Origin of the sequence: Alcanivorax sp. S6407, from assembly GCF_023016115.1 — a bacterium.
Lineage (GTDB): Bacteria > Pseudomonadota > Gammaproteobacteria > Pseudomonadales > Alcanivoracaceae > Alcanivorax.
Genome location: NZ_JALKBH010000001.1, coordinates 130,496 through 155,901, shown reverse-complemented (window position 1 = coordinate 155,901; position 25,406 = coordinate 130,496). Strand labels below are relative to the sequence as shown.

Annotated in this window: 22 protein-coding genes; 10 read left to right on the top strand and 12 right to left on the bottom strand. The window is 58.5% G+C overall.

The annotated features are described in order from the left end of the window. Window positions 1-628: 628 nt before the first annotated feature. On the bottom strand, window positions 629-1,159 hold the full coding sequence (locus tag MWU49_RS00680) for an elongation factor P hydroxylase (protein ID WP_246966912.1): 531 nt from the start codon (window positions 1,157-1,159) through the stop codon (window positions 629-631). A gap of 73 nt (window positions 1,160-1,232) precedes the next feature. Here MWU49_RS00680 and MWU49_RS00675 point away from each other — a divergent pair, with 73 nt between their 5' ends. The 3 genes from MWU49_RS00675 (at window position 1,233) to MWU49_RS00665 (ending at window position 5,331) form a co-directional block, all read left to right on the top strand. Further along, the gene (locus tag MWU49_RS00675) at window positions 1,233-2,621 is read left to right on the top strand and encodes an MATE family efflux transporter (protein WP_246966910.1); all 1,389 of its coding nucleotides are present in this window, start codon (window positions 1,233-1,235) and stop codon (window positions 2,619-2,621) included. Window positions 2,622-2,920: 299 nt separating this feature from the next. Continuing rightward, window positions 2,921-3,613, top strand: coding sequence for a hypothetical protein (locus tag MWU49_RS00670; protein ID WP_246966908.1), 693 nt, complete (start codon window positions 2,921-2,923; stop codon window positions 3,611-3,613). A gap of 260 nt (window positions 3,614-3,873) precedes the next feature. After that, window positions 3,874-5,331, top strand: coding sequence for an NAD(P)/FAD-dependent oxidoreductase (locus tag MWU49_RS00665; protein WP_246966906.1), 1,458 nt, complete (start codon window positions 3,874-3,876; stop codon window positions 5,329-5,331). 168 nt (window positions 5,332-5,499) lie between these two features. Here the strand turns inward: MWU49_RS00665 and tusA are convergent, their stop codons facing one another. From tusA to rlmM, 3 genes are all read right to left on the bottom strand, one after another. Continuing rightward, window positions 5,500-5,730: a sulfurtransferase TusA gene (tusA, locus tag MWU49_RS00660; protein ID WP_246966904.1), complete on the bottom strand. Its 231-nt coding sequence runs from the start codon at window positions 5,728-5,730 to the stop codon at window positions 5,500-5,502. A gap of 63 nt (window positions 5,731-5,793) precedes the next feature. Then, window positions 5,794-7,020 (bottom strand): MFS transporter, encoded by a 1,227-nt coding sequence (locus tag MWU49_RS00655; protein ID WP_246966902.1) that lies wholly within the window; start codon window positions 7,018-7,020, stop codon window positions 5,794-5,796. 2 nt (window positions 7,021-7,022) lie between these two features. Further along, window positions 7,023-8,084 carry a 23S rRNA (cytidine(2498)-2'-O)-methyltransferase RlmM gene (gene rlmM / locus MWU49_RS00650; RefSeq protein ID WP_246966900.1) on the bottom strand — a complete coding sequence of 354 codons (1,062 nt, stop codon included), beginning with the start codon at window positions 8,082-8,084 and terminating at the stop codon, window positions 7,023-7,025. A gap of 66 nt (window positions 8,085-8,150) precedes the next feature. Here rlmM and MWU49_RS00645 point away from each other — a divergent pair, with 66 nt between their 5' ends. After that, a complete protein-coding gene (locus MWU49_RS00645) occupies window positions 8,151-8,810 on the top strand; it encodes an outer membrane beta-barrel protein (RefSeq protein WP_246966898.1) in 660 nt (219 codons plus the stop codon). 81 nt (window positions 8,811-8,891) lie between these two features. Here MWU49_RS00645 and purU read toward each other — a convergent pair whose 3' ends face one another. Together purU and MWU49_RS00635 are read right to left on the bottom strand one after the other, a co-directional pair. Continuing rightward, entirely contained in the window at window positions 8,892-9,764 is an 873-nt protein-coding gene (gene purU / locus MWU49_RS00640) for a formyltetrahydrofolate deformylase (protein WP_246966896.1), read from the bottom strand. A gap of 33 nt (window positions 9,765-9,797) precedes the next feature. After that, window positions 9,798-10,814: an AraC family transcriptional regulator gene (locus MWU49_RS00635; protein WP_246966895.1), complete on the bottom strand. Its 1,017-nt coding sequence runs from the start codon at window positions 10,812-10,814 to the stop codon at window positions 9,798-9,800. A gap of 265 nt (window positions 10,815-11,079) precedes the next feature. On the opposite strand from MWU49_RS00635, the gene MWU49_RS00630 reads away from it, so the two are divergent. Continuing rightward, window positions 11,080-11,448, top strand: coding sequence for a response regulator (locus MWU49_RS00630; RefSeq protein ID WP_246966894.1), 369 nt, complete (start codon window positions 11,080-11,082; stop codon window positions 11,446-11,448). Between the two features lie 45 nt (window positions 11,449-11,493). On the opposite strand, the gene MWU49_RS00625 is transcribed toward MWU49_RS00630, so the two are convergent. Continuing rightward, window positions 11,494-12,312 (bottom strand): PPK2 family polyphosphate kinase, encoded by an 819-nt coding sequence (locus tag MWU49_RS00625; protein WP_246966893.1) that lies wholly within the window; start codon window positions 12,310-12,312, stop codon window positions 11,494-11,496. A 68-nt stretch (window positions 12,313-12,380) separates the two neighbouring features. On the opposite strand from MWU49_RS00625, the gene MWU49_RS00620 reads away from it, so the two are divergent. Continuing rightward, window positions 12,381-12,791, top strand: coding sequence for a VOC family protein (locus MWU49_RS00620; protein ID WP_246966892.1), 411 nt, complete (start codon window positions 12,381-12,383; stop codon window positions 12,789-12,791). Between the two features lie 284 nt (window positions 12,792-13,075). Here the strand turns inward: MWU49_RS00620 and MWU49_RS00615 are convergent, their stop codons facing one another. Beyond that, window positions 13,076-15,238, bottom strand: a complete 2,163-nt coding sequence (locus MWU49_RS00615) for a 3-hydroxyacyl-CoA dehydrogenase NAD-binding domain-containing protein (RefSeq protein WP_246966891.1) — start codon at window positions 15,236-15,238, stop codon at window positions 13,076-13,078. A gap of 27 nt (window positions 15,239-15,265) precedes the next feature. Next, entirely contained in the window at window positions 15,266-16,477 is a 1,212-nt protein-coding gene (locus MWU49_RS00610) for an acetyl-CoA C-acetyltransferase (protein WP_246966890.1), read from the bottom strand. Window positions 16,478-16,735: 258 nt separating this feature from the next. Between MWU49_RS00610 and MWU49_RS00605 the strand changes: the two genes are divergently transcribed. After that, window positions 16,736-17,494 carry a glutathione S-transferase N-terminal domain-containing protein gene (locus MWU49_RS00605; protein ID WP_246966887.1) on the top strand — a complete coding sequence of 253 codons (759 nt, stop codon included), beginning with the start codon at window positions 16,736-16,738 and terminating at the stop codon, window positions 17,492-17,494. 159 nt (window positions 17,495-17,653) lie between these two features. Next, the gene (locus MWU49_RS00600) at window positions 17,654-17,812 is read left to right on the top strand and encodes a hypothetical protein (protein WP_246966885.1); all 159 of its coding nucleotides are present in this window, start codon (window positions 17,654-17,656) and stop codon (window positions 17,810-17,812) included. An 86-nt stretch (window positions 17,813-17,898) separates the two neighbouring features. Here the strand turns inward: MWU49_RS00600 and MWU49_RS00595 are convergent, their stop codons facing one another. Continuing rightward, the gene (locus tag MWU49_RS00595; RefSeq protein ID WP_246966883.1) at window positions 17,899-18,222 is read right to left on the bottom strand and encodes a hypothetical protein; all 324 of its coding nucleotides are present in this window, start codon (window positions 18,220-18,222) and stop codon (window positions 17,899-17,901) included. 101 nt (window positions 18,223-18,323) lie between these two features. Between MWU49_RS00595 and smrA the strand changes: the two genes are divergently transcribed. Then, complete coding sequence (gene smrA, locus MWU49_RS00590; RefSeq protein ID WP_246966881.1) at window positions 18,324-18,920, top strand: DNA endonuclease SmrA; 597 nt, start codon at window positions 18,324-18,326, stop codon at window positions 18,918-18,920. Window positions 18,921-19,059: 139 nt separating this feature from the next. Here the strand turns inward: smrA and sthA are convergent, their stop codons facing one another. Beyond that, window positions 19,060-20,457, bottom strand: coding sequence for a Si-specific NAD(P)(+) transhydrogenase (gene sthA / locus MWU49_RS00585; protein WP_246966879.1), 1,398 nt, complete (start codon window positions 20,455-20,457; stop codon window positions 19,060-19,062). 102 nt (window positions 20,458-20,559) lie between these two features. Between sthA and MWU49_RS00580 the strand changes: the two genes are divergently transcribed. After that, window positions 20,560-20,844, top strand: coding sequence for a hypothetical protein (locus tag MWU49_RS00580; protein ID WP_246966877.1), 285 nt, complete (start codon window positions 20,560-20,562; stop codon window positions 20,842-20,844). On the opposite strand, the gene MWU49_RS00575 is transcribed toward MWU49_RS00580, so the two are convergent. Further along, window positions 20,821-25,323 (bottom strand): choice-of-anchor Q domain-containing protein, encoded by a 4,503-nt coding sequence (locus MWU49_RS00575; protein WP_246966875.1) that lies wholly within the window; start codon window positions 25,321-25,323, stop codon window positions 20,821-20,823. The two genes, MWU49_RS00580 and MWU49_RS00575, sit on opposite strands and share 24 nt — an antisense overlap. Window positions 25,324-25,406: the final 83 nt, after the last annotated feature.

Here is a 25,406-nt window from a genome sequence, read left to right as displayed (position 1 = left end):
AAGACAAGGAGGCCGCGCCTGTGATGGGTGCGGCCTTTTCTTTGTGGCCGCTCTGCGGCTGCAACACGCTGCATGCATCACGCAACACGCAAAGATCAAAAGCGGATTTACCACAGAGGTCACAGAGTTCACTGAGCGCGAATTGCTGAGTGCCGCTGTTCTTCCTGTAGGAGCCCCACTGGAGGGGCGAACAAAACCCAGGATCAAAACCCCCTTCGTTCCGCAAGCTGCCCCCATGGCATCAAACTCACTCAGGGCGGAGTAAAGTACTGGAGCAGCAGATTCCCGCAAACCCGCGATGAACCTTTTTTTAGCTACGAGCTGCGAGCTTTAAGCTGCGAGGAAAATCAAAGGCCAGACCCAGAGTGTCGCCCAGGGGTAAATCTTCTTGTGGGAGTCTGCCTGCAGACGATAGGTTGGCCATTCGCTTGCAAGCAAGTTCCCACAATGGGAACCCCCCGGTATTTGTGGGGGCGGTGGTTCCAGCTTGATTTTTTGGCCGCTCTTCGGCTGCAACACGCTGCACGCGTCACGCAAAACCGGGAGAACCGCCCTGTGGGAGCGGTGGTTCCACCGCGAAATCGCACCAATCGCGGTGGCACCCGGAGGGCATAGCAAACCACCGCTCCTACATCGGTAACTGGAAGGTTTGTTGCAGGGCTTCAGAAAGAGGAAGGCTCTGGCGGTCGTAGTTGTCCGCCAGAGCATCGCACCAGCGTGCGACCCGGTCAGGCAGCCCCTGCTCCAACAAGGCCTCTGCCCGCGCCCGAACCATCTCGGCAAAGGGACGCTCATCCCCGCCATCGCCATTCAGGTTATCCAGGGATACCCGAAAGTCGTGGCCACAGGCCGCGCAGAACAGCGCCTCGTAGGCCTGGGGGAGCACTTCCACGCTGGCAAACTGTGCCTGTTGCTCGGCATTACGACCATCCGGGGCATACCAATAGCCATAATCCTCGATCTCTCGCCGCTCAGCCCCTGCAACGCACCAGTGAGCAATCTCATGGAGCGCACTGCGGAAGTAGTCATGGGTATAGCAGATTCGATGGGGATTGCCGGGCAGATATACCGGTTCCGCAGCCCCACCCTCCAGGACGGTGGTGAAGTCGGCAAAAAAAGTGGCCCGAAATAGCGATTCCAGGTCGGCACTACGGTGCACCTGCCCCTCGCTTTGCGGTATGGTAGCGGCCTTTCTCCGCTCCCGGTTCTCACCCATAAGATTCGTCGCGCCTATGTCTTCCCGCCGTCAGGAATTTGTTGCCCAGCTTACGCTTGCCCTGCCGATTCTCGGTGGCCAGCTGGCGCAAACCGCCAACGGCTTTGTGGATACCCTGATGGCGGGCCGGGTCAGCGCCAATGATCTGGCGGCCGTGGCGGTGGGCGCCAGCATCTGGGTGCCCCTGTACCTGTTCATGACCGGGGTGCTGATGAGCGCCACCCCGATCCTGTCCCGTCATCTTGGCGGCGAAGCTTACCATCGTATCAACCCGCTGGCCCAGCAGGGTATCTGGCTGGCCATGGGGCTTGGGGTGCTTAGCGCCCTGATTTTGCGCAGCGTAGCGCCCATACTGGTGTGGATGGACGTGGATCCGGCCATTCGCCCCATGGTGTCCGGTTATCTGGACGCGCTCAGCTGGGGCATGCCCGGTGCCGCCCTGATGCTGGCCATGCGCAGTTATACCGAAGCCATGAACCATACCCGGCCGGTACTGCTGTTCAGTGTCATCGGTCTGCTCATCAATATCCCCAGTAACTATGTGCTGATCTACGGCAAACTGGGCTTCCCGGCCATGGGCGGGGTGGGCTGTGGCTGGGCCACCTCGCTGGTGATGTGGTCCATGGCCCTGATGATGCTGGTTTATACCCACCGCCACCCGGTGTATCAGCATGCCCCGCTGAACCTTCGCCAGCGCCATTTCGAGGTGCCCAGCCTGGGCTACATGCTACGCCTCGGCTTGCCGGTAGGGCTGACCATCTTCTTCGAAGTGAGCATTTTCGCCATCATCGCCCTGCTGATCGGCAGCCTGGGCGCACAGATTGTGGCCAGCCACCAGATCGCCCTCAACTTCACCTCGCTGATCTTCATGATACCGCTCAGCTTTGCCATTGCCGCCACCGTGCGCGTGGGCCATGCCCGTGGCCGCCATGATCAGACCAGCCTGCGCCATGCGGTGCAGGTGGCGCACATGATTACCCTGGTGGTCGGGGTAGTGGCGTCACTGGCACTGGTGCTGGCCCGCCACTGGATTCCGCATATCTACACCGATAACCGGGAGGTTATCGAACTGGCCAGCTACCTGCTGCTGTTTGCTGCCCTGTACCAGATTTCCGATGCCCTGCAGGTGTGTGCCAACGGCTGCCTGCGTGGCTTCGAGGATACCGGCTGGCCGATGATCATGACCCTGTTCGCCTACTGGGGCGTGGGCCTGCCTCTGGGATACGTACTGGGCCTGACCTCTCTGTTGGGTGACCCCATGGGCCCCGCCGGCTTCTGGATCGGCCTGGTGGCCGGCCTCACCACCGCCGCCATCCTGCTCGGCTGGCGCCTGTACTGGCGCATGCAGCAACCCTTGCCAGCGCCAACGGAAAACGCCTCCCCCGAACCGCAACAGGCAGCTTGAGGGAAGAACAAGTAACAAGAAGCGAGTTTCGAGTTTCGAAAGGCAAAAACCGTCCATTCTTCATGGGGTTTGGAGTTTCGAAACTCGTTACTCGTCACTCGCGACTCATCCCCTCACCGTGGACATCAGCCACCTATCCCCCCATCCGACCTTTCTTCATGACGCTTTCACGACGACTTGCATGGATTTGCCTGACAGGCTAAGTTGAATTAACGGTCGCCATGGCATGTGATCGTGCCAGCACCCTGCCGGGTGTAACAACATTGGCGATCCTCTAGGACACGTACCGGGAGGTGCCCATGACTTCGGCTCACCGGCAACACCCTGGCGGGAACAGCAACGTTGTTCCTTTCTCTCCACGTCGCAAAGCGGCCCAGACCCCTATACTTCGCTTGTCACCGGAATACGATGGCATTGAGCTGCTGTACGCCAATGATCAGCATCCGGACACCCTCTTCTCCCTGAAAATTCTGGCCTGGGCACGACTCGCCAATGGTGACACCGTGGCCATGGTTCCTTGGCTGAAAAACCCGGTTACCGCCATGGCGCTGGCCGATCCCCTTAACGGACGCTGGGAAGGCTACCGGCTACCTGGCAGTGACTATCTCTTTGTGGATGCACCCGAACACAAGGTGCAGGAGCTGGATGCGGCGATCCGCTTCTTTGGAAAGCCCCAACCCGGCAAACAATCCATTCAGGAAATCCCGGACACCATTGGCACTCATGCGGTGTTCTCCGCCGATGAGTTCCACACCATCAGCCTGATGGAGGTGGTCAGCTGGCGCCTGCACGCCGACGGCACTCTGACGGCCATGGTGGCGGAAGAATCCGACCCGGTGGAAACCCCGGTGCTGCCCGGCGCCAAGTGCCTGGTGCCGGCACAGGAAAAGGAGGACTTTTGCTACTTCTTCCAGCACGGCATCGCCAACAAACTGAAGGAAAAGGACCCGGAGGCCCTGGCGGCGGTAGCGATGCTGGCCATTGAAAGCTAGATGGCAGTGAACAGTTAACAGTGAATAGTGAACAGTTGCGCGAGCAACGCGTTCTTCATTTAGAGGCTTGAGGCCGCGCCCGGATTCCGGACGCGGCCTCTAACGTTTCAAACCCAAGCCCCGTCACTCGCGACGCTATTCACTGTTAACTGTTCACTATTCACTATCTTTTTGTCACTTCCAGACATCGCCATAACCGACACATTTCTCTAGGTTTGTCTCAATAACAATGAAAATATCAGCCATATGGAGTCAGGCGCATGGAGAAGCAGACCCGAAATCCCTCCGTTCTGGTGATTGGCGCCGGTATGAGCGGCATCCTGATGGGGATCAAGTTGCGTGAGGCGGGCATTACCGACATCACCATCGTGGAAAAAGGCGATGGCGTGGGCGGCACCTGGCGGGAAAATACCTATCCCGGGGTCAGCTGTGATGTGCCCGCCCACATGTATGCGTACAGCTTCGAGCCCTCGGTGGGCTGGGATGACCGCTTTGCCGAAGGCGCCCAGATTCGTCAGTACTTCCAGCAGGCCGCCGACAAATACGGCATCACCGGGCTGGTACGCTTCAATGAGGAAGTCACTGCCGCCCGATACCGGGAGGGTCGCTGGCGGGTCACCACCAGCAAGGGTGCGCAGCTCACGGTAGACTTTATCGTGGCCGCCACCGGCATCCTCCACCACCCTGCCGTACCGGATATTCCCGGTCTGTCCGACTTTACCGGGCCCAGTTTCCATACTGCCCGCTGGGATCATTCACTGGACCTGAAGGATAAACGGGTTGGCGTGATCGGGACTGGTTCCACCGCCGCCCAGGTGATACCTGCGCTGGTCAACCAGGGCGTGCCGGTGTCGATCTTTCAGCGCACCCCGCAGTGGATGTTCCCGCGCCCGGATGCCCACTACTCTCCCCTGTACAAGAAGACCCTTGCCCGCTTTCCGTTCCTGGCCACCCTGATCGGCAGGCTGTGGGCGTGGTACTACGCCCAGATGTTCGCCAAGATGGTGATCGGCAAGCCAGTACAGTTCTGGATTACCGATCGCATTGTGCGCAAGAACCTGGAAAAAGCGGTGCCCGATCCGGCACTGCGTGCAAAGCTGACCCCGGATTACCGGGTGGGATGCAAACGCCTGGTGCTGGCCTCGGACTTTTTTGAAGCGGTGCAGCAACCCAACTGTGAGTTGATCACCGATGACATCTACCATGTGGAAGCCGACGGCATCGTGACCCGCGATGGCCACAAGCATCCGCTGGACGTGCTGATACTGGCCACCGGTTTCCACCACCTGAACTTCATGCGCCCCATGGACCTGACTGGTCGCGATGGCATGCATATCGAGGATGCCTGGCAACAGCAGTGCCTTAATTACCGCTCGGTCACCATCCCCGGCTTCCCAAACTTCTTCCTGATGACCGGCCCCAACAGTCCGGTAGGCAACTTCTCCGTCACCCGGGTAGCTGAAGTGCAGGCCAACTACATGATGAAACTGATCCGCCGCTGGCAAAAGGGCCAGTTCGACGCCATCGATCCCAAACCCGCCGCCGCGGAAAGCTTCCTGGCCCGCATCAAGGCCAACATGGCCGGCACCGTCTGGACCGGTGGCTGCCAGAGCTGGTACCTGGACCCCACCGGCACCCCGGCCCTGTGGCCGTTCACCTTCGGGCAGTGGGTGGAGGAGATGAAGGAACCGAATCTCGCCGACTTTGACGTTTACTGAACGGCCATCGTTTCAGTGAACAGTTAACAGTGAATAGTTAACAGCGCGCGATTTTGCCTTATCTGTTCCCCAACCTATGAGGCCGCGCCCGAAGTTCGGGCGCGGCCTCACAGGTTCCAAAACAGGGAGCGTTGCTCGCGCAACTGTTAACTGTTCCCTATTAACTGTTCACCGCTTTTTCCGTATCCAATAAACATAAATCTCCCCCTCAATCTCCTGCCCTTCCAGGGTATGGCCGAGGAACTGGCAGAACTTGGGGATATCGCGCTCGGTGGAGGGATCGGTGGCGCGCACTTCGAGGATGTCGCCGGGGGCCATGTCGCGGACCTTGTTGTGCAGCATCATCACCGGTTCCGGACACAGCAGACCGGTGGCATCAAGGTGGTGTTGGGCTTCCATGGGTATCTCCGGCTAATTCCGCGGGGCGGCCATTATAACGATTACAGATCGATTCGCAGCCGTTCAGTGATGCACTGTCATGCTCGGGGGCTGCCAGCGCCAGGCTACCGGTATCACCACCGCCACCAGGGCCGCCGCCAGCAGGAAGTGGCCATCGTAGCCCAACCCGGCGGCACTGAAACCGCTACCCAGGGTGAAGATCCCTACCGCAAACAAGCGCACCGAAGCCTGCATGGAATAATCACTGCCTTCATGGCCGTCGCGGCAATAGTCCATGATCAGGGTAAAGAACGCCACGGTGGAAAGCCCATCGGTAAACTGCTCGAACAGGGCCACCGGCCATACCCAGGCCATGGCGTCGTAGTGGGCCAGTGCCGCCCAGCCGGCAAAGGCCAGGGTCTGCAGCACGGCAAAGGCAAACAGGGCGGTGCGATGGGCCATGCGGATCATCAACAGGCCGGCCATGGCGGCGCCAGCCAGCCCGGCGAAGGAGATCACCAGATCCAGGGTACCGATTTCCACCAGACTCCAGCCCTGATCCACCAGGAACGGATTGATCATGCGAGTGCCGAAACCATCCCCGACCTTGTAGAACAGCAGCAGGAATAACCACATTGCCATGCCTGGGCGCCGCCAGAAACGCAGCAACTCCTGCCGCCACCAGCGAAAACTGACCCGCTCACGCTCGCGCACAGGCTCTGCCGGTTCACTGAACCGGGTCACCTGGACCAGCACCAGCATCATGCTGACAATCACCAGTCCCAGGGTCGTCTCCCAGCCCCACCAGCCCACCATGATCAGCAAGGCACTGCTGCCCACCATCATGCCGATCTTGTAGCCGTTGACCTGAATACTGTTGCCCAGCCCGCGCAGTTCCGGTGGCAGCATACGGGTGGCCAGCCCGTCAGTGGCAATATCCTGGGTGGCACAGAACAGATTGAGGAGGAATAACAGCCCCAGCAGCACCACAAAGCCGGGCCCCAGCAGCCATTTCTGCGGAAACAGCGACACCACGAAGATCACCGCCATGACGGCAATTAGACAGGCCTGTATCCAGCGTTTGCGATGATTGGGCCGCCCTGCCCCCCAACGATCCACCCAGGGGGCCCAGATAAACTTGAGCGCCCAGGGAATGGCCGGCAGCGCCAGAAAACCAATCCACTCGGTAGGCAGGCCGGCATCCCTGGCCAGCGCCGGCATGGCCTTGACGAGCATGCTCACAGGCAGTGCCTGAGCGAAGTAAAGCGCGCCCAGTGTCGCGTAGAGGGTCAACCCCGGCCGCGCGCTCATGCTCAATAGTCCCGGTGGTAGCTGGCCCAGACCGTGATTTCTTCACGGTCATAGTAAAGGTGCGCGGCCTTGATGATGATTTCGCCACGCTCCGGGTGGCGCTCCATGGTTGTGGCCAGTCTGTCGAGCAATTGCCAGACCTCCTGAAAACGCCGTTTCATGGGCAATTTGAGATTGAACAGTGCGGCCTTGCTCCAACCCTGTTCCAACCACTTTTCCATCTGTTGCAGAGTACGGGCGGGCTTGTCCACCACATCACAGACCACAAGATCGACGCTGGTTTTGGGGCGCCAGGTAAAGGCATCGCCGTAGATATGCTGTACCGGATACTCATCCAGCAGGCGCGCATCCAGTTTGCCGTGATCCACCGCCTGCACCTTGATGCCACGACGAGCCAGCTGCCAGCTCCAGCCACCGGGCGCGGCCCCCAGGTCCACGGCCGTTTTTGCGGTCAGCGCTTCGGTGGTACCGAAGAATCGCAGTAGCGCCTCTTCGACTTTCAGCGCCGAACGGCTGGGCGCCTCGGCGGGCAACTTCAGCCGGCGCACTCCGCCCTCTGCCAGTGGCACCTGTGACGGGCTGATAGTGGCCCAGCCGTTGTGGGAATCACTGAAGAACAGATGAAGTCGATTGGCGGCCTTGCGGCGCAACAGGCCCGCTTTTTTGAGCCGTGGCTCCAGCGCCTTGCGAAAGCCTTTGAGAAAACGCTGCAGCTCACGGCCCTCGTTGGTATCCGGATGATCCAGATACACCTCGCTGAAGGGCGCAGCCTCTTCCAGCAACGGCCACAAGGCACTGATGCGATCATCACCAATGTCGGTGAATTCACCAACCCCGAGGCTCAGACTGCGGGCAAAAATCAGACCACTCTGTACTAGCGACGCCATGCTGCCCTGCTGACTGTGCCACAGCACATAACCGCTGTTGGCGCTGGTGCGCGGGTACCCCGCTACCATCTGCTCGGCAGCATGAAAGTTCAGTTCGGCGGCAAGATCCGCTTCAAAACCCGGTCGGCAGAGGGCCAGAAGGGTTTCGGTGCCGGTGTTCAAATAGTCACTGGGCATGTCGGTCTCACGCTGGTTACAATACAAGGCTGCTACATTGTCCTTATCACAACGGCTGGATCAATAATGAAAACAACACTGCCGCTGACTTTGGCGCTGGCTGGCGCCCTGATGTCTCCCCTGCACGCCGAAGAAGACCTGGCGCCACCGGATGTGGATTTCTTCGTTCAGGCACAAGTCACCCAGGCTGACATGGACCCGTACGGCTATGACAGCGCCGACGGGCTCACCATCAATGTGGGCATGTGGCTGAACAGCGTCAATCTGGGCGAGAAATCCCGCTTTGGTCTGGAAGGTGGCTTTGTCACCCAGGGGGATGTGGATGAACGCAGCGACTTTACCCGTGATCCCACCGTTTCCGAAACCGGTGCCGGTGCGGATTCGGTTCGCGTTCAACAGGAAAGCTCTCTGGAACTCAGTGGCTTCACTGCCGGCGTGGTCTGGCAAAGCCCCTTCTGGCTGTACCTGAAAGCCGGTGGCTACCTGTACAACCTCAAGCAGGAAGACCGTCAGTATCGCTACCTGCTGGACACCAACGGGGACACCCTGACCACGATCACTGACGCCCCGCAGAGCGACAGCCTGTCCGGCGTTGCCCCCTACGCCACCGCAGGCATCGCCATCCCGGTGCTGGACAACCTCTCTCTCACCGCCCAGTACCAGGTCACCAACCTGGAATCAGAGAACTTCAACACCTTGGGTTTCGGGCTACGCTTTACGAATTAAAGGCAACAGGCTGCACGCCACACGCTTCACGCCAGCCTGGGCGTGATGCGTGATGCGTGATGCGTGATGCGTCAATCAGCGTTACTTAACAAACACCACCGTCTTGTTACCGTCCACGATCACCCGGTCCTCCAGGTGCCAGCGCACCGCGCGCAGCATGACCTGACGTTCCACGTCCTGCCCCAGCGCCTTCAACTCGTCTGCAGAATGGCGGTGGCTTACCCGCTGTACGTTCTGCTCGATGATGGGCCCCTGATCCAGATCAGCGGTGACATAGTGACTGGTGGCACCGATCAGCTTTACGCCCTTCTCGTGAGCCTGCTTGTAGGGGTTGGCCCCAACAAACGCCGGCAGGAAGGAGTGGTGGATGTTGATCACCCGGTGCGGGTAATGGGAAACGAATTCCGGGCTGAGAATCTGCATGTAGCGCGCCAGCACAATCACATCGACCCGCCCCTCCAGCAACTTCAGTGCCTGGGCTTCAGCCTCTGCCTTGTTCTCCGCAGTCACCGGGATGTGGTGGTATTCGATACCGAACCGCTCCACTTCGTCACGCAGGTCATCATGGTTGCTGATCACCAGCGGAATGGTGGCGGGCATATCGCCGCGGGACGTCCGCCACAGCAGATCCATCAGCACATGGTCATGTTTGGACACCAGCACCGCCATGCGCTTTTTCTCGCTGGCGTAGCTGATCTGCCACTGCATACCGTAGGGTTCAGCAACGCGGCTGGCAAAGTTGTTTCTCAGGGCATCCCGGGAGCAATCCAGGTCCGGGGTCTGGAACTCCAGCCGCAGGAAGAAGGTGCCGCCCTGGGCATCACTGGAGTGCTGATCGAAATCGGTGATGTTGGCACCGTGGTTGAACAGAAAGGTACTGACTGCACTGATGATGCCCGGCTTGTCCGGGCAGGTTACCAGCAGTCGCGCCGTAGTGGCGTCGGTCATGGTCATCTCAGATCCTGATACGGGTGTCAGCCAGGATCACTAGCTGACACCAAAGTGTTCCTTGCGATAGCTGGACGGGGTTTTCCCGGTCCATTTCTTGAAAGCACGGTGGAAGGAGCTAGCTTCGCTGAAACCCATCAACAAGGCAATCTCATCGATGCTCAGTTCCGGCTTGGAAAGGTAGTAGACCGAGGCATCCTTGCGGATGGAGTCCTTGATTTCCTGGTAGCTGGTGTTGGCTTCCTTGAGACGGCGGCGCAGGGTCTGCGGGGTCATGTTGAGCTTGCCGCAGATCTCGGTGAAATCCGGGAAGCTGTTGCCGTATTCGTTGGAGATGATCGCCCGGATCTGTGCCGGCAGCCCCACATTATGGATATTGCCGTCGAACAGTTGCGCCAGGGAGTCCTTGAGGAACTTGGACAGGGACAGTTCGTTCTGTACCAGTGGCAGTTCCAGGAATTCGGACTTGAAGGTCACCGAGTTCTCGTCAGTACCGTATTCAATCAGGCAATCGAACAGGAAACGGTGCTCTTCGTCATTCTGGGTATCGGAGTAATCCAGACGCACTTCCTGGGGCTCAATGGCCTTGCCCACCAGCCAGCTCATGAAGCGCAGCCAGATAAACAGCGACGCCTCGATGATCACCTCACGGAAATCCAGGCGCGGGTCAGCATTGACGGTCAGGCGAGCCGTGTCACCGTCACGCTGGACCCCGGTGCGGGTGCTGAGCTCGAACAGATCGTAAAAACGGATACCCCGCTCGATAGCGGCTCCCAGATTGGGGCAGTTGATCACCGCATGGGCCATCATGGAAAAGGTGCCCGGCTTGGACTTGCGGCCCTGGCCGAAACCGAGGAATTCATCCTGGGTCTGCTCCATGATCAGGAGCATCATCTTGATAAAGGTATCCCGCTCGATCGTGCCGTCCGGATCTTCCAGCAACTGGCGCGGGATACCGCATTTGTCGAGTAATTCAGGAATACTGGCCCCGGATCGAGCGGCCCCCTGCAACAACTTGACCACGCGATTGATATTGATCGTTCTACGATGGTACATCGATCAGTCTGTCCTCTACCGTCTGATCCGCCCGTTCAGCATTATTGTCAGCCGGGCTGCTGGACCCCAGTGGGGCGCTTGGAACGCCAATAATAAAGAAAATGCCGCTAATTGACATAGTCTTGCAGAAATCGCCCCCTGAGAGAGCAATTATATCAATTTTGTCCCCGGTTTCGCCCCCCGTTGTCGCAACTTGTCACACTAATTAGAACGACGATCGTTATGCGCTCTTGTGCTCAACCCCGGCTTCAGATAAAAACGAGTCATGCGAATTCTCGTAGTCGAAGACAACAAGGCGGTCAGCCTGATCATCTGCCGTATCATCGAGGAGCTGGAGCACGAATATGTGCTGGCAGCGGACGGTGAGGCGGCATTACGCCTGTTTCGCCAGCGGGAAGTGGATCTGCTGATTCTTGACGTGGAGCTGCCGGCACTGGACGGCTTCAGCGTGGCCCGTGAAGTGCGCAACGAGGACCAGAGCATCCCCATCCTTTTCATCTCCGGTAACAGCAGCGAAGCCTACCAGCAACAAAGCCTGGATGCCGGGGGCGACGCCCTGATGGCCAAACCAATACGGCCCAGCGAGCTGCGTCGCTGGCTGGAGGGTTACCTGGCCAAAGCCAGTCAAGCCTGAACGACGGGCCCCTTCACCCGGGCAATCCCACTACCAGCCGACACCTTACTGGCCACTTTCTCCGGTCAACAACGTTCGGTACTCCTCGATACAGCAGTGGTCTTCCTGCGGATACTCCGGGGCCAGCTCTTTCAGGGTGTCTGCCAACAGTTGCGCCACCACCGCCCGGGCAGCCCCCTTGTTGTCATTGGGAATCACATGCCAGGGAGCCCAGGGGGTATGGGTAGCCGGCAGCACTTCATTAACGAAGCGCAGGTAGTCGCCGCGAGCCTGCCAGCCATGTACATCCGACTGATCAAACTTCCAGCGCTTGCGTGGCGTATCCAGGCGCTTGATCAGGCGCTTGCGCTGCTCTTCCCCGGACGTATTCAGCCATACCTTGATAATACGGGTACCTTCACGGTCAAGATGTTGCTCGAAGCTGTTGATGGTCTCGTACTTTCGCGGCCAGTCATCACTGCAATGGTCGCTCACCGGCCATAGCCGCTCCGCCCACACCGCCTCGTAGTGGCTGCGATTGAACGCCACCACTTCACCACGGGCCGGCAGGTGTCGCGAGACCCGCCAGAGGAAGTCATGTCGCACCTCGTCACCAACCGGGCGGCCAAAGTTGTGAGCCCGGAAAGCGGCGGGATCCATGGCCTGGGCCACAGTACGAATCAGGCTGTCCTTGCCGGAAGCATCCAGGCCCTGCATCACCAACAGCACACTGTGCTTGCGGTTGGCAAACAGGCGGCGCTGGTATTCGTTGATGTCGTGCAGCGCCTTGCCCAGATCCGGCTGTTGTTCGCGGGGCAACACTGTATCCAGTGCTTCCACATCCAATCCGGTCTTCACCACATCGGTAAATAACCCACTTTCCATGCTCTCTCCCCTCCTTCGCTCCTGTTGAGCATAATGGCAAGTCCACACAGGAAAAACCGGAGATTGCCATGCAGCCGCGCATCAGCATGATCACCCTCGGCGTTCGCGATCTGGCCGCCGCCACCGCCTTTTACGAGCAGGGCCTGGGCCTGCCCCGCCGTCCCATGCCGGATGATTCGCCGGTGGCCTTTTTCGAGCTTAACGGCACCTGGCTAGGGCTGTTCGGCCACGATGATCTTGCCCGCGATGCCGGCGTGCCTGCCGATGGCAACGGCTTTCGCGGTGTCGCCCTGGCTCACAATCTGGATTCCCCTGCCGAGGTGGATACGCTGTTACAGCAAGCTGTCGCCGCCGGTGCCACCCTGATGAAAGCGGCACATGCCACCGACTGGGGCGGGTATTCCGGTTATTTCGCGGATCCGGACGGGCATTTGTGGGAAGTGGCATGCAACCCGCATTTCTGGGTTGGGCCGAGGTGAGGAAAGTTGAAAGTTGAAAGTTGAAAGTTGAAAAGGATTTGGGGTTTGGCTTGTGACGTCAAGGGGGTGTGCAGCGGCGCTGTAGAAAAGCAGCAATTCGGGAACTATTTTGGGTTTTCCTTTCCAATCAAGCGTAGCTTGTAGCTTGTAGCTTGTAGCTTGTAGCTTGTAGCTTGTAGCTTGTAGCTTGCCGCGAGATGCGTGATGCGTGATGCGGCCGCAGAGCGGCCACAAAAAAACCCGGCTTTTGGCCGGGCTTTTTTGTGTTGCGGGAAACGCGAATCTTATTTGAAGATTTCGCCTTTCTCGGCTTTCTCTACCAGCAGTGCCGGCGGGTTGAAGCGGTCACCGTACTTGGCAGCCAGTTCCTGGGCGCGGGCCACGAAGCCTTTCAGACCACCCTCGTACTGGTTGACGTACTGGATCACACCACCGGTCCAGCCCGGGAAGCCGATACCGAAGATGGAACCGATGTTGGCATCAGCCACAGACTCGATAACGCCTTCTTCAAAGCACTTCACCGCTTCGATGGCTTCAACGAAGAGCATACGCTCTTTCATGTCTTCCATCGGGATCTCGGTGGAGTCACCGAAGGCATCTTTCAGACCCGGCCACAGTTTGGCCTTGCCACCTTCCGGATAATCGTAGAAGCCCTTGCCCTGCAGCTTGCCGGGGCGATCCAGCTCTTCGACCATCTTCTTCATCACATCCAGGGCCGGGTGATGCGGCGGCGGCGCAGTGCCATCACGCTTGGCATCGTCTTCGGCTGCCTTGGAAATCTTCAGGGCGGTGCCCATGTTGATTTCGTCGATCAGTTTCAGGGTACCTACCGGGTAGCCAGCCTGCTGTGCGGCCTGCTCTACGGACGCGGCGGATACGCCTTCGCCCAGCATGGCGATACCTTCGTTGGCGAAGGTGCCGATCACGCGGGTGGTGAAGAAGCCACGAGAATCGTTAACCACGATGGGGGTCTTGCGAATCTGCAGACAGTAATCGTAGGTCTTGGCCAGCACTTCCGGAGAGGTGTCCTTACCGCAGATGATTTCCACCAGCGGCATCTTGTCGACCGGGCTGAAGAAGTGGATACCGATAAAGTTGTCCTGCTTCTTCACGCCTTCTGCCAGACCAGTGATCGGCAGGGAGGAAGTGTTGGAGCCCAGTACCGCATCGGGCAGTACCACGTCTTCGATTTCCTGGAATACCTTGTGTTTCAGCTCGGTGTTCTCGAACACGGCTTCGATGACGAAGTCCACGCCTTCCAGGTCCTTGGCATCCGCAGTGGCGGTGATTAGGGACAGTACCTGCTCTTTCTTCTCTTCGGTCATCTTGCCGCGAGAGATGGCCTTGTCCAGCAGCTTGCGGGAGTAGTCCTTGCCCTTCTCGGCATTCTCCTGGGAGATGTCCTTGAGTACCACTTCGGAACCGGTCATGGCGGTAACGTAGGCAATACCTGCGCCCATCATGCCAGCGCCCAGTACACCGACCTTCTTGGCGGTGAACTTCGGCACATCTTTCGGACGGCTTGCACCACCGTTGATGGCCTGCAGGTTGAAGAAGAAGGCGTTGATCATGTTCTTGGCGGTCTGGCCGGTCACCAGATCAATGAAGTAACGCTCTTCGATCAGGAAGGCGTTATCCACGTCCACCTGGGTGGATTCCACGGCGGCAGCCATGATGTTCTTCGGTGCCGGGTAGTTGGCGCCTTTCAGCTGCTTGCGCAGGTTAGCCGGGAACGCCGGCAGGTTGGCGGCAAACTTGGGAGTAGACGGCGTACCACCCGGGATCTTGTAGCCTTTGGCTTCCCAGGGCTGGATGGACTTCGGGTTGGCGAGGATGAACTCCTTGGCCTTGGCAATCATCTCTTCTTCGGTATCCACCACTTCGTCGATCAGGCCAACTTTCTGGGCCTTGCCGACTTTCATGCGCTGACCCTGCATCAGCACGTTCATCAGTGCGTCCTGGATACCCAGCATACGCACGGTACGCACGATACCACCGGCACCCGGCAGCAGGCCCAAGGACACTTCCGGCAGACCAAACTGGGCTTTCGGGTTGTTCAGGGCAATACGACGATGACAGGCCAGAGCGATTTCCAGACCACCACCCAGGGCAGTGCCGTTCAGGGCACAGACAACCGGAATACCGAGGGTTTCCAGCTTGCGCAGGTCACCTTTCAGGAGCTTGCCGTTGTCGGCCATTTCCTGGGCATTTTCCGGCTTCACCTGAATCAGGTCACGCAGGTCACCACCGGCGAAGAAAGTCTTCTTGGCAGAGGTAACGATGACACCGGCGATGTCAGCTTTTTCCTTCTCGAGACGCTCCACCGTGTCGTGCATGGACTTGGTGTAACGCTCGTTCATGGTATTCGCAGACTGCTGCGGATCGTCCAGGGTCAGGGTAACAATGTTATCCGCGCCCTTTTCCCAGCGAATAGTAGATTCTGTCATTTCAATATCTCCAATTCCGGTGGCCGCTTACAGGCGCTCAACAATGGTAGCGATACCCATACCTGCACCTACACACAGGGTACAGAGGCCGAATTTCTGGTCGCGACGCTCCAGTTCGTCGAGCACGGTGCCGACGATCATGGCACCGGTAGCACCCAGCGGGTGCCCCATGGCGATGGCACCACCGTTCACGTTGGTGATGTCATAGCTGATGCCCATGTCTTTCATGAAGCGCATGGCCACGGAAGCGAAAGCTTCGTTGATTTCCCACAGATCGATCTGGTCAACGGTCATGCCAGCTTTGGCCAGCGCCTTGCGGGCAGCCGGTGCCGGACCGGTCAGCATGATGGTGGGATCTGCACCACTCACGGCGGTAGCGACGATACGGCCGCGGGCCTTGGCACCGATCTTGTCACCGGCTTCCTTGGAACCCATCAGCATCAGGGTGGCGCCGTCGACGATACCGGAGGAGTTACCCGGGGTATGAACGTGGTTGATCTCTTCCAGCCAGTGGTACTTCTGCAGCGCCACAGCATCGAAGCCACCCATTTCGCCCATCATGGCGAAGGACGGGTTCAGGCCACCCAGAGACTCGGCAGTGGTGCCCTTGCGGATGTGCTCGTCACGATCCAGTACCACCAGACCGTTCATGTCTTTCACCGGTACCACGGACTTGGCGAAGTAGCCCTGGTCCCAGGCGTTGGCAGCACGAGCCTGGGAGTTGGCAGCGTACTCGTCCACGTCATGACGGGTGAAGCCTTCCACGGTGGCAATCAGGTCAGCACCGATGCCCTGCGGAATGAAACCAGTGTTGTAGTTGGTTTCCGGATCCAGCGCCCAGGGAGTACCGTCGGAGCCCATGGGAACACGGCTCATCATTTCACAACCACCGGCCAGAACCAGATCTTCAAAACCGGAGCGGATTTTCATGGCGCCCAGGTTGACGGCTTCCAGACCGGAAGCACAGAAACGGTTGACCTGAACACCAGATACGGTTTCCGGCAGGCCAGCGGCCAGAGCGGCAACCTTGGGCAGAACACCACCCTGGTCACCCACGGGGGAAACGATACCCATGACGACGTCGTCGATCATCGCCGGGTCCATGTTCGGGAAGCGCGCCTTGATTTCATCAATCAGGCCAACTACCAGGGAAACCGGCTTCACGGTATGCAGCGAGCCGTCCTTCTTGCCCCGGCCACGGGGCGTACGAATCGCGTCGTAGATATAGGCTTCGGTCATGGAACCTTCCTCTTGCCTCAGGCAGATGTCAGCGTCTTGCTGACGGATTATGGAGGGCAGTGCAATAACAGGCAGTCTGCCCACGTTGGAAAGACGGTAAGAGTGCCTGCCGGGGCAGTTTCACTCAATGACAGGAGTTAACAGGGGGGTTGAGCGGAAAGGGCAAACACTTTCGCGCTGTCTGTACAGTCATTGCGCAACCATTGATAGCTGTTATGGTTCTGCCATTCTTAACCGGCTGTTAAAAGGAGATCCCTGATGGCACACACTCTGGATGTTTTGCAGTCACTGGCCTCATCGGCGCTGCAGCAAGGGCGCGGTATTGGTACCGCCGGTCATGCCCGCCAGCCTGAAGAGCCGCTGGAGCTGTATGACATGGAAGGCTGCCCTTATTGCCGGCTGGTGCGCGAAGCCCTCACTGACCTGGATCTGGATGCCCTGATTCTGCCCTGCCCCAAGGACGGCGACCGTTACCGGCCGCTGGCTGAAAGACTGGGCGGCAAGCAGCAGTTTCCCTACCTGATGGACCCCAATACCGGCGCCGAACTGTACGAATCTGCGGACATCATCGAATACCTGTACCGCGAATACGGCGGTCGCCCGGCACCGAAACGCTGGCTGGTGCGCAGCCTGCGCACAGCCGCCTCTGTGGCGGCTTCCCTGCCCCGCGTCCGTCGCGGCATTTACAGCGACAACTCGGTGGCGCCAGAGCATCCCCTGGAGCTCTATTCGTTTGAAGCCAGCCCCTTTGCCCGGCTGGTCCGTGAGCGGCTTACCGAGCTGCAGATTCCCTACCTGCTGCGCCAGTGTGGTCGTGATCAGTGGCAGGACTGGGTGCTGCCGCCGCTGCGCAAGCAGCTGGTGCCAGACTACACCCCCAGCCAGCGTAACCGCGCCGAGCTGCTGACCCGGTCTGGCAGCATGGCGGTACCTTACCTGGTAGACCCCAACACCGGCGTGGAAATGTTCGAGTCCGCCGCCATCCTGAATTATCTGGAACAGACCTACGCCAGATAAGCCCCATCAGCAGCCAATTGTCAGGAACGGCAATAAATGCCGTTCCGGGCACTTCTCCCGCTTTCGCTTTAGTGCTATATATCGCTTCAGAGGCTGCCTGAACGGTATTGAGCCGTTTTTCAGTCTCCCTTCTATCAACAGCGGAAAGTGAGCAACACCATGGGTCGTCGACACTTTGATGACTATGAACCGGAAGAGTGGGAAGAAGAACACAAGCGCGCAGACCGGGATCGTCGCAAACGCGATGCAAAACGGCAGCGACATCATGGCGATGAGAACAACGAGAACCGGGAAAACCGGGACTCACGTTTTTCCTGAGCCCTGAAAGCATTACCAGCTCTCACCCTCTCCGAAAGCCTGAGGCACTGGCTTTCGGAGCCTCTCCCGTTTTTGCTTTTTGCTGATCAGCTATCGCCGTATCGACCCGCCAGGGTGGTCAGAATGGACACGGCATTGTCATCCACATCGAGATGAAAACCGCCACGCCAGTGGCCGTTGGGCAAGTAGTCATGCCAGCAAGGCGTTGCCATCACTGCCACTTCACGCTGTCCGTACAAGGGTATGGGAAGATCCAGGCGCAGGGCTTGCATCTGGCTGGGGGGAACTCCTCGACCGGTCAGGCAGACACCTTCATCGGTGAGGTTAAGAACATGACCAATAGGCTGGCTACCGATGCTGGCCTTCACGTTCAGGCGTAACCGGGGCCTTCGAAAACGACGACGTTCCATAACGAGTCCTCTTTCATGCCGGTTCTTCTGCCAGTTTCCTCCCGCTTTCGGTACCATGCAAGTAACGAAAGTTACGGTATGTAGTTTTGTGGAGCAGTTCCATGGCCAGCAATGACGACGACCTGTTTCGCCGCGAAATGGCGGATGTCACCCCCATCAAACAGGATGGTCGGGCAGATACAGGCCGCCCCCCTCGCAAGGACAGTATTCGCGAGCAATTGCGCCGCGCGGCCGCCGTGGATGACAAGCGCGACAGCAACCCGCTGACCGTCCCTGAACAGGTAGAGCCTATTGGTCCCCTCGATATCATAGGCGTAAAGAAAAACGGCGTGCAGGAAGGGGTGTACCGTAAACTCCGGCTGGGCAAATACGATGCCCAAGACGTGCTGGATCTGCATCGCGTGCGCCTCATGGACGCCCGCAATCTGGTGCACCAGTTCCTCACCCGCGCCCACGAGAACAGCCTGCGCGCGGTGATCATCAGCCACGGTAAGGGCCTGCACAGCGAACGCCCCGGTTTCCTGAAAAGCTACGTGATGCACTGGCTACACGAGAGCGATCTGGTCCTCGCCTACCACACCGCCCCCACCAACCGCGGCGGCACCGGCGCCACCTACGTCCTGATCCGCAAGAACAGCCAGGCCAGGCAGCGGAATCGGGAGTTTTTTATGGAGGCCGGCAAAAATAACCGACAATGAACAGTGCGCGTAAGCGCCTTGTTTTGATCTTAAACGTATGAGGCCGCGCCCAAACCATGAGCGCGGCCTCATACGTTTCAGAAAAGACAAACAACGACCGCGTCGCTGTTAACTATTCACTGTTAACTGTTAACTAAAATCACCGCTGTATCCGATTAATCCCATTAATTGCCGCCACCCGATACGCCTCCGCCATGGTCGGATAATTGAAGGTGGTGTCGATGAAGTATTCCAGGGTGTTGTGTTCGCCGGGCTGGCGCATGATGGCCTGGCCCACGTGGACGATTTCCATGGCCTGGTAGCCGAAGCAGTGAATGCCGAGGATGGCCAGGGTGTCGCGGTGGAACAGGATTTTCAGCATCCCGACCCGCTCACCGGTGATCTGCGCCCGGGCCAGGTTGCGGAAGAAGGCCTGACCCACTTCGTAGGGGATTTTCGCTTCGGTCAGTTCCTGTTCAGTCTGACCCACACTACTGATGCCGGGAATGGTGTAGATGCCGGTGGGCACATCTTTCACTTGCTTGATCTCATCACCGGCAATGGCCGCCGCGCAGAAGCGGCCCTGATCGTAGGAGGCGCTGGCCAGTGATGGCCAACCCACCACATCGCCCACGGCGTAGATGTTTTCTACTTCGGTCTGGTAGCGTTCATTGACGGCAAGCTGGCCCCGGCCATTGGGCTCCAGCCCGACCATTTCCAGTCCCATGTTGCCGGTATTGCCGGAGCGACCGTTACACCACAACAGCGCGTCCGCGCGCAGCTTCTTGCCAGACTTGAGCTCGAGGGTGACACCATCATCGTCCGCCACGACACTGCTGTACTCTTCTCCCTGACGGATGGTGCAGCCCTGATCGCGCAGGTGATAACTGAGTGCATCGGAAATTTCCGTATCCAGAAAATCCATCAGATGATCACGGGAGTTGACCAGATCCACACGAATGCCAAGGCCGGTAAAGATACAGGCGTATTCAGAACCAATCACACCAGCGCCGTAGATGATGATATGGCGTGGGGTGTGGTCCATGGTCAGGATGGTGTCAGAGTCATAGACGCGGGGGTGATCGAAGTCCACATCGGCCGGATGATAGGGACGCGAACCAGTGGCAATCAGAATGTTTTTCGTTTCCAGCAAGTGGGTGCGCCCTTCGCTGTCATCCACCTGCACTTCATGGGGGTTGGCGATACGGCCGCGGCCGGCAAAGATAGTCACGCGATTGCGAATATAGAAATCCGTGCGCACCTGCACCTGGGAGTCGATGACTTCCTGGGTTCGGGTAATCAGATCCTGCCAACGCACATCCCTGGGGTTGATGATTCCGCGCAATAAAGGGTTACGCTGGGTACGAATCACCTGCCGTACCTGATGACGCAGTGCCTTGGAAGGAATGGTGCCCCAGTGGGTGCAGTTGCCCCCCATGGCTTTCTGGTCTTCGACAATGGCCACCCGCAGGTCTTTCTTGGCCGCCTGCATGGCTGCCGCCTCCCCTGCCGGGCCACTCCCAATCACCACAAGATCCCAACCGGCACTGATGTCCATTCACACCTCCCTCTCATTTGTTTCCACAGTATAGAGGGCTGGCAGTACGACGACGAGTTAGACTAAGGTGAGAAGGCTGCAATGCCGATGAGGGAGAGTGAAATGGAAACGGAAACCAGCCAAAAGAAATCGTCCGCCCTGGCACGGGGCAGCAAGAAATCCGGCCAGTGGCTGATCAGCCATCCGATCGGCGCACTACAGCTTCTCGGATTGATCTTGCTGATCATTATCGTGGCTCAGAATCTGGAGCCCACCAGCATCGACATCCTGTTCTGGACCCTGGTGGACATCCCCAAACTGCTGTTACTGGTGATCAGCATGGTGGCCGGCGCCTTGGTCTGGGAACTGGCCAAGCGCACCCTGTTACGCCGCAAGCCTGCGGCGTAATAGCAGCAATACGCTACCCAGCATCATCCAGCCCATGCTGCCGGAACCGGCAGAGGTTTCTTCGTTGAAATAGCTCACCGTGTAGCGCACCTGCTGGGAGGTGGTGCCACACAAGGTGTCTTCCACCTTAAGAGTGAAAGAATCCTTGAAGGTGTTGTAATTGCTCTTCGGCACATAGGTCACGGTGCCGGCGTTGTCATCATCAATGATGATGCCGGTCCCCAGCACATCGCCATTGCTGTTCTGCTTGGCGAAGCTGGGTTCGGAAGCGATGGTCACATCGTAGCGGCCACTGGTCCAGTCGATCACCGCATCCGGCTCATCCGGATCACTCACCACCAGCTTGAACACCACCTTGCTGCCGGCCTGGTTGAGTACCGACTTGCCTTCCAGCTTGGGCGCCTTGTCCTTGAGGGTCATCACCACGGTAGCCGGAGCCGAGGTAGCACCATTGCTGTCGGTAAAGGTGTAGAGGAAAGCCACTTCCACCGGACTCTCGCTGGTGCTGGAACACATACGATCATCAAACTCCGGCGCTTCAGGCGGAGTGAACAACACCACGCACTCGTCAGCGATATCCCCGTCCTCAAACAGACTCGGGTTATCGTCAATCACGTGTTGCGGGATCGGGTCACCACATTTCAGGTCGTACCCATCACGATCTTCATTGTAGTAGAGCCAGACGAAGCGAAGCGTCGCGCCGTCCATGGAGAGCTCATCCTGCGTTGCGGTTTGCGGATCTGCATCATAATCGATCTGCATATCGAGGGTGAACACCGTAGGGTCACCCGTCGGAGCAATATCCTGGAGATAGTTGTGACCTGTGCCCACGTACTTTTCCGGATCCTGGCTGGAATCCCACCTGGCATGCTCAAAGGTAAAGTTACCCAGCGCAAACACACCCGGATTCATGTCATCCAGCAGCACGAACTCTCCCCCATCGCTGGGCAGATCGTTATCGAGAATATCCACCGGCACCTGGCGGGCAGGGGTATTCTGGTTACTGCCTTCGTCATCTTCGGCGGTGATCTGCTGGTATTCGAAGGCGCCCACATCACAGACTCCGCCGGAAGTCCGGTCGACCCCGCGCAGGTCCGTGGCACGGCACGCCAGGGGAGCAGTGGTGCCACTGGCCAGCGAGGCATCGTCGTTGCCCATGTTCACCAGCACCATATCGGTTTCGGCATTGTTGATGGCCAGATAGGGCGGCACATAGTCATCACTGCTGCCCTCACCTTCCGCATCACTCAAGGTTGTCAGTAATGAAGCGGCGCCCGTAGAAGCCTGATCGGTGGTGCTGACGTTGGTCGCCACACAGGCCAGGCCGGAATAGGCGTTGTAGGCACTTTCGTGTAGCAACGTTGCACCCGTGCTGCAGGCATCACCACTGTTGAAATAGGCCGTGTTGCTCATCCGGGTTTCAGTATCCGCATCGCCAAGATCAATGCCCAACCCTCCGCTATTGTTGAGGAAGGTGGCGTTCATGATATTGGCGTTTACGGCCATGCCGCTCAGGTCCAGCGCCGAGCCTTTCGATGCCGTGTTGTCCACAAAGGTACTGTTGGCAATCTGCAGCTCACCGGCACGGACGTTGGCATCCAGCACCCCGCCTTCCACCGCGGCGGTATTGCCCTGGAACGTACTGTCGATAATGGCAATCTTGAAGGTTTCCCCCACCTGTGCGGTGCTGGACATGACCCCGCCGGAGATGCCCGCCTCATTGTTGCTGACAAAGCTGCGGTTGAAGGTGAGCAGCTTTTCATTGCCGGCATTGGAACGAATGAAAGCTACGCCACCATTGGCTTCAGCGTAATTATTGAGAATCCGCACGCGGTCGAAAATGACCGAACCGCCGGAAATGATCACCGCGCCGGAACCGGTACCATCGGTACCGTTCCCGCTGACAAAGCCCTCCTCCAGGGTCAGGTACTGAAAACGTACGGACGGATAGGCAGAGCTGGAATTGGGCGGCTGCACTTCGAACAGACGGAAACTGCCATCGCCCAGAATCCGGGTCAGGGTCTCGTCATCATCTGCCGGGTCTTCATCGCGCGCGCCCTTGCCAATGATCTCGACACCACCACCTTCGATGATCAATGTGCCTTGCAACTGGATATCCCCGGCCGGCAGCAGAATCGTATCGGTGGAATTGCCCCCGTAGGTACAATCCGTGCTGGCGGCAGCCCCGGCATTCAGCAACGCTTCGCGCAGGGTACACAGGCCGTCGTTGTTGATCGGCGGGATGTTATCGGCCAGTGAGTTCACCTCGATATCCACCGCCATGGCCTGGCCGCTGCTGACCAAAACCAACAATGCCAGCCATCCCTTGAGGATAGCCTTGTAACGACGAACCAGCCCCATGACTGCAACCATCAACAGCATCCAGCCCCCCTGAGCACCGGCACTTTCATCAAAAATACTTTTCGATTCCTTCAGGCCTGAGGCCGGTTCAGCGAAGAAATTGGCAATCTCGTCCTGGTTCTGGCCCAGATCGGTTCCACCGAAGAAGGCATCCTTGTCGACCACATAACGGATCTGATCGACACCGTGGAACGCAGAAAACGGGGTATAGCGAATTCTCGGGTAGCCGTTGGCATCAATCACCGGCACAGCACTGCCCCGCTCCGGAAATTCAATCACTGTCAGGCAGCGATCCAGCACGCCCTGATCGATACAAGTCTGATCACCCATGCAGCTGTTTTCGGCATCCACAATGGGCTCCAGCCGGCGGCAATCAAGGTTTGTGTCATTGAGGTCATTTGCCGCCACATCACCCAGCACACTTCTGCCGCTGATCATGTCAATTTCAATGGGCTGAGCCTGGGCGCGCAGGAACTCAATAGCGCCCACATCACAGCGACCACCCGGGCCACCGCGAGACTTGCCCCGGTTGTCGGTATTTTCACAGGGATCGGTCACGGCATTCTCGGGATTGCCGCGATCGAACAGGCTGGCCGCCATGGGATCCAGCTCAACGGCAGCAGGCAAAGGATTGGGCAGATAGCCCGGATAGGTGCCATCAATCTCTTCCGCGCTCATGGGACGACACAGATCAGGAGCGAAGCTGGCATCCCCACAGGGAACACGCCCCTCTCCCAATAGCACATCAAGGCCGGCACCGTTGGGGTTGTTGGTCACCGGTGTTCCAAGCGTCTGTTCTTCCGGCAACGGACAGTTGCCATCATCGGTAATGGTGAACAGCAACCGGGCCGCCGCATCGGCATTGACGGCAGTGCCATCCAGAGCTGCTCCGGCGCAAGCGCCGCCAGAGTTGCCCACCAGTACCGTGTGCAGAATATGGTCGGTGGTCTCTGCCTCAGCCGGGTCATTGAACACGGTTTCCGCCATGGTCAGTGCTACGCCGTCATTGTAGGCAACCGTCATATTCACCAATACGGAGGCATAGTTTTCTGACACCACATTGATAGCGCCGCCGGTGTTTCCAGTGATGGTGCCATTCGCCAGCTCCATCCCTACCCGTACCGCAGGCACAGCGGGAACCGCCGGGATCGGAGGAACCACGGAGTTATCCTCGGGGATGGCGTCAGCACCTGGGTCGCCGCCAGCCAGATAGATAACGCCAGCATCCACACCTCCACCGGCCTGGTTACTGGCCATGTAGAAGTCATAACCGATGATGGAGCCATTGAAGGTGTCGGAGGTGGCAATCACCGAGCCCATCTGGTTGGCCACGTTATCTTCGAACAGTCCCCCTGAGCGAAAAGCCATACCGCTGCCTTCGGTCATATAGACGGCACCACCATTGTCGGCCGTGCCGCCCGCCAGGCGCACATTGCTGTTGACGATCACCGTGCCCATGGCACGAATCAGGCCACCATTATTATCGACAGAGCTGTCCGCTCCCGCCCCAGATGCGTCACCATCAATCAGCTCCACATTGGCCAAAGACAGAGCGCCGCCATCATCGATCCAGAACACTCGGGAGTTGTTGTCGGCAGAGATTACCGGACGGATCTTGTCCTCCGGTTCTTCGAAGGCGTCCAGCTGGAGGTTGATGGCAATCTGACTGGACTGCGGCTCAAAGGTGATGGTGTATTCGGTCGTCGTAGCATTCGGATCAGTTTCAGTGGGAGCCGGCACTTCCTCAGACGTCACCACTATTCTTTCGCCATTACCAACAGGTAGATTTCCCTGAGTAAGAAAGTAAGTGGTGTCTTCTTTCAGCTTGATGGTGTCAGTGCCGGTTCCAGCTTCACAGCCATCAACGGGGATACGGTAGTTACTGGCATATACCGCTTCACGAATCGAGCAAAGGCCATCCGCTACGGACGTAGTCACTTGCCACTCTGTGTTTTCATCCCAGATTGGCGGATTCGGAGACTCATCAACGGAATCCACAGCCACCACCGTGACTTCAGGATCCGAAGTACTGTTGATCTCGTAAATGGTGGCATGGGACGAGGCTGCAAATAGCAGGGTACAGCCAGCAAGGCACTGCCAAAGCCCGGGGTGGCGCATTGTGTTCTCCTGCAGGCGTGTGTCCGCCTGGCATTATTGTTCTAATAAGTCGTTCGGAGCCCAAAGACCAGGGAAATGTAACC

Bases quoted from the DNA above. Each gene is read 5' to 3' on its own strand.
- MWU49_RS00575 (WP_246966875.1), bottom strand. From the start codon at position 25,323: ATGCGCCACCCCGGGCTTTGGCAGTGCCTTGCTGGCTGTACCCTGCTA.
- MWU49_RS00625 (WP_246966893.1), bottom strand. From the start codon at position 12,312: ATGGAAAGTGGGTTATTTACCGATGTGGTGAAGACCGGATTGGATGTG.
- rlmM (WP_246966900.1), bottom strand. From the start codon at position 8,084: ATGCCCAGTGACTATTTGAACACCGGCACCGAAACCCTTCTGGCCCTC.
- MWU49_RS00600 (WP_246966885.1), top strand. From the start codon at position 17,654: ATGGGTCGTCGACACTTTGATGACTATGAACCGGAAGAGTGGGAAGAA.
- MWU49_RS00670 (WP_246966908.1), top strand. From the start codon at position 2,921: ATGACTTCGGCTCACCGGCAACACCCTGGCGGGAACAGCAACGTTGTT.
- MWU49_RS00630 (WP_246966894.1), top strand. From the start codon at position 11,080: ATGCGAATTCTCGTAGTCGAAGACAACAAGGCGGTCAGCCTGATCATC.
- sthA (WP_246966879.1), bottom strand. From the start codon at position 20,457: ATGGACATCAGTGCCGGTTGGGATCTTGTGGTGATTGGGAGTGGCCCG.
- MWU49_RS00615 (WP_246966891.1), bottom strand. From the start codon at position 15,238: ATGACAGAATCTACTATTCGCTGGGAAAAGGGCGCGGATAACATTGTT.
- MWU49_RS00655 (WP_246966902.1), bottom strand. From the start codon at position 7,020: ATGAGCGCGCGGCCGGGGTTGACCCTCTACGCGACACTGGGCGCGCTT.
- MWU49_RS00595 (WP_246966883.1), bottom strand. From the start codon at position 18,222: ATGGAACGTCGTCGTTTTCGAAGGCCCCGGTTACGCCTGAACGTGAAG.
- smrA (WP_246966881.1), top strand. From the start codon at position 18,324: ATGGCCAGCAATGACGACGACCTGTTTCGCCGCGAAATGGCGGATGTC.
- MWU49_RS00675 (WP_246966910.1), top strand. From the start codon at position 1,233: ATGTCTTCCCGCCGTCAGGAATTTGTTGCCCAGCTTACGCTTGCCCTG.
- MWU49_RS00605 (WP_246966887.1), top strand. From the start codon at position 16,736: ATGGCACACACTCTGGATGTTTTGCAGTCACTGGCCTCATCGGCGCTG.
- MWU49_RS00620 (WP_246966892.1), top strand. From the start codon at position 12,381: ATGCAGCCGCGCATCAGCATGATCACCCTCGGCGTTCGCGATCTGGCC.
- tusA (WP_246966904.1), bottom strand. From the start codon at position 5,730: ATGGAAGCCCAACACCACCTTGATGCCACCGGTCTGCTGTGTCCGGAA.
- MWU49_RS00610 (WP_246966890.1), bottom strand. From the start codon at position 16,477: ATGACCGAAGCCTATATCTACGACGCGATTCGTACGCCCCGTGGCCGG.
- MWU49_RS00665 (WP_246966906.1), top strand. From the start codon at position 3,874: ATGGAGAAGCAGACCCGAAATCCCTCCGTTCTGGTGATTGGCGCCGGT.
- MWU49_RS00645 (WP_246966898.1), top strand. From the start codon at position 8,151: ATGAAAACAACACTGCCGCTGACTTTGGCGCTGGCTGGCGCCCTGATG.
- purU (WP_246966896.1), bottom strand. From the start codon at position 9,764: ATGACCATGACCGACGCCACTACGGCGCGACTGCTGGTAACCTGCCCG.
- MWU49_RS00635 (WP_246966895.1), bottom strand. From the start codon at position 10,814: ATGTACCATCGTAGAACGATCAATATCAATCGCGTGGTCAAGTTGTTG.
- MWU49_RS00580 (WP_246966877.1), top strand. From the start codon at position 20,560: ATGGAAACGGAAACCAGCCAAAAGAAATCGTCCGCCCTGGCACGGGGC.